The 771-nt window shown below is 45.7% G+C and carries 1 protein-coding gene; it reads right to left on the bottom strand.

The window, feature by feature from the left end:
• Window positions 1-67: 67 nt before the first annotated feature.
• A partial coding sequence (locus R8N47_RS24725) for an FHIPEP family type III secretion protein (RefSeq protein WP_318186041.1) occupies window positions 68-771 on the bottom strand: 704 nt, incomplete at its 5' end.

Raw genomic sequence — 771 nt, forward strand, 5'->3', positions numbered from 1 at the left:
GTCCGTGACGATGTGTTGTACCGCGAGACTACAAAGATATTCGTATATCGCGTGTGTTGAAATAAGATTAACCAAGGTTTCCTACCACATTGATCTGTTTGTTTTCTGGAATTTCGTTGTAAGACAGCACAGCCAATCCTTGAGTGAAAGTACGCGCATAACGCGCCAGTAGTGGGCGTAATTGCGGCATTACAAGTAGTATTGGTGGTAAGCCTTGCTGCTTAAGTTGTTGTCGAATCAAAGGTAAGTTTTGTTGGAACTGACCAAGAATATTCGGTTCGATTGGGAAACTATCGAGAACCACTGTACCTGAAGCTTGCGCTTGTTGCAGCGACGTCAGTAGCATTTGCTCCAATTCATCCGATAAAGCGTAAACATTGAGCTCAGGTTTTTGCCCTGCAATTAAGTTAACTAGCGTGCGTTTTAGTGCGCAGCGAACATCAGCAGCTAACAAAATCGGGTCTTTCGTGTTTTCTGAAGACTCCAGCATGGTATTCGCAATGGTTCGGATGTCTTTTAGTGGCACCTGATCAAGCAATAGCTGGCGGTACACTTTGAGCTGTTGAGCTGGGTTAAGTGCAGCGGCTAAGGCTTCTGCCAATTTCGGCGCTTGTTGGGTTAATCGCTGCGTCATCGCTTCTACATCATCGTGTGTAAACAATTCTGCAAGGTTGGTTTTCATGATTTTGCTGATGTGTGTTGCGATCACGGTACCGTCGTCCACGACTTGGTAACCCATGTTGAGTGCCTTCGCCTTGTCTTGATGTTCAA

The sequence above is a fragment of the Vibrio sp. 2132-1 genome, from assembly GCF_033344315.1.